4 protein-coding genes are annotated in these 2,182 nt (G+C 60.4%); all 4 read right to left on the bottom strand.

Annotated features, from left to right (window positions below; genetic code table 11):
• Positions 1 to 167: 167 nt before the first annotated feature.
• On the bottom strand, positions 168 to 563 hold the full coding sequence (locus Q0R16_RS19445; protein ID WP_295640311.1) for a PIN domain-containing protein: 396 nt from the start codon (positions 561 to 563) through the stop codon (positions 168 to 170).
• Positions 560 to 922 (bottom strand): ribbon-helix-helix protein, CopG family, encoded by a 363-nt coding sequence (locus tag Q0R16_RS19440; RefSeq protein WP_295640309.1) that lies wholly within the window; start codon positions 920 to 922, stop codon positions 560 to 562. Before Q0R16_RS19440 ends, Q0R16_RS19445 begins: the two co-directional genes overlap by 4 nt.
• A 31-nt stretch (positions 923 to 953) precedes the next feature.
• Positions 954 to 1,640 carry an HNH endonuclease signature motif containing protein gene (locus tag Q0R16_RS19435; RefSeq protein ID WP_295640306.1) on the bottom strand — a complete coding sequence of 229 codons (687 nt, stop codon included), beginning with the start codon at positions 1,638 to 1,640 and terminating at the stop codon, positions 954 to 956.
• Positions 1,637 to 2,182, bottom strand: a 546-nt coding sequence (locus Q0R16_RS19430; RefSeq protein ID WP_295640303.1) for a DapH/DapD/GlmU-related protein, incomplete at its 5' end; no start/stop codon positions are given. The genes Q0R16_RS19430 and Q0R16_RS19435, both read right to left, overlap by 4 nt.

Below are 2,182 nucleotides of genomic sequence, written 5' to 3'. Positions count from 1 at the left end.
GGTGACGAGGTTGAACAATTTGCCCGGAGCGCGGCGGCGGATCAGTTCGTTTTCGAAGATCGTGCAGATGCCCGCACTGTCATAGCCGCGGTATTCCATTCGCCTGAGGCCGTCGACGAGCCGTTGCGCCACGTCTGCATTGCCGACAATGCCAATGATGCCACACATTAGAGAAAGTCCCGTTCAAGCCTGTAAGGTACGCGAATGCCTGGCATTTCCGCCGGAAAGTCTCTGGTGTTGCGCGTGATCAGCACCCGACCGCGGACTTGCGCCGAGGCGAGGATGATCGCGTCGGGCGACTTGATTCGAGGCCGCTCGCGGCGAAGCGAGGCCGCGCGAAGAGCGGTTTCCTCGTCGATTTCGTCCATGCTAAAACGGCCGAGAAATCGTAGGGCTTCGCGTATCACCGAGTCATCGCCTTTGGACAGGACTTCGACCCATGCCATCCGGCTGATCCACATCCGTGCACCGCGCGCGGCCGCGCGACGAATTTCCTCGTGGGCCGGTGGATGGTCCCAAAGCGCATCGATGAGAATGTTGGCATCGAAGCTGTAGCCGCTCATGCGGCGTTCTGCTTGTGCCTTTCGGCCGCCTTTGCCTGAAGCGCGAGGTAGTGCGCTCGCTCGCGATCGTCGTATTCATCGAAGCAATCGGGCGATTCCGCGCGGACTTCCTCATAATCGTCATCCCAAGGCCGCGTCCATTCAGCCCGGCGCTTGCGATCATACTCGTGCGGATCGAATGCGATGCCATGCCGGGCCCAAAGTCCAAAACCCGCCTCCAGCCAGTCATCACCGCCCTCGGCGCGATAAGCCTGCACCGCCTCGCGCAGCACCGACGCCCGCGACTTGCCCTGCTCGGCCGCGCGGGCTTCGAGCCATTTGATGTCATCATCGGGCAAATCGGCGAGAATGCGGGCCATGGATATCTTGATATCATATCACGATATCATGTCAAGGCGAGGGAAGGCGAGTTAGGCCATCCCATGCCGTTCTTGAAGCGCATCTCAGGCGAGGATCAAGCAGTCCCTGGTGCTCAAGCAAACGGTCGAACTTGCCGCAATTGCACGGACCGCAGCAGATCACTGTGTTTTCGATCGAACTGGCCCCACCGTAACAATGAGGGACGACGTGATCGTATTCTGGCGTCATACATTGGAATGCGGCATGCTTTTCGCGATTGGAATTGCCCCAAACCAGCGCATCCGGCATCGCCAAGCGTAAGATGTTGCGAGCCTTCGATTCAATCAGTGGGATTCCGCAATAGCGACAGGTCCATCCATCCCGCTCCAAAATGATGGATTTCTCTGCGGCGTTCGGCATCCGTACCGGATGACGCAAAGTCAGGTCGAGCTTCGGCAGCTCGGGCGTGATTGCCCGCTTCCGATTGTAAAGTGGCTGGTCAGGGTTTTGCTTGGCGCCGCCCCAGAGAGACTCAATCCACTCACGGATTTCAGCCATGTTCGCAGCACGAATCCTTTCGCCAGCCGTTTCTAAGTCACCAATCAGAAAGGCGTCGGCTGCTTGACTGAGCAGTGTTGCGGATTCAAATATTGCCGGGATAGGTTCACGAAGCGAAGGACGCAAAGCCCAAAAATCTTCCGCATCAGGGTCGGGTTGCGCTTGCAACACCACGCTCACCCCTTCTTCCCCTCCGCCTTCTTCTTCTTCATCGCATCATGGAACCGATCGGCCCAGCCTGGCTTGACCAGTTGTTCGGCGCGCACCAGCCGCAATTCGCCCGCGGCCACGTCGCGGCTGACCGCGCTGCCCGCCGCCACGATTGCGTCCGCGCCGATCCGCACCGGGGCGACCAGCGCCGAGTTCGAGCCGATGAACGCGCGATCACCGATCACGGTCCGGTGCTTGAAATAGCCATCATAATTGCAGGTGATCGTGCCCGCGCCGATGTTGGCTTCGGCGCCGACTTCGGCGTCGCCCAGGTACGTGAGGTGGCTGGCTTTTGCGCCCTGCTTCATCCGCGTCGCCTTGATTTCGACGAAGTTGCCGACCTTGACACCGGCTTCCAGCACCGTGCCGGACCGCAGCCGCGCGAACGGGCCGACCGACGATTTGGCGCCGATCGTGGCACCTTCGATGTGGCAGAACGCATGGATCACCGCATGGTCCTGCACCACCGCGCCCGGCCCGAACACCACGTTGGGCTCGATCGTCACGTCGCG

It is taken from the genome of Novosphingobium sp., assembly GCF_025351285.1.
Classification (GTDB): Bacteria; Pseudomonadota; Alphaproteobacteria; order Sphingomonadales; family Sphingomonadaceae; genus Novosphingobium.
The sequence above is the reverse complement of the archived record's forward strand: the minus strand, read 5'-3'. Positions and strand labels throughout refer to the sequence as shown.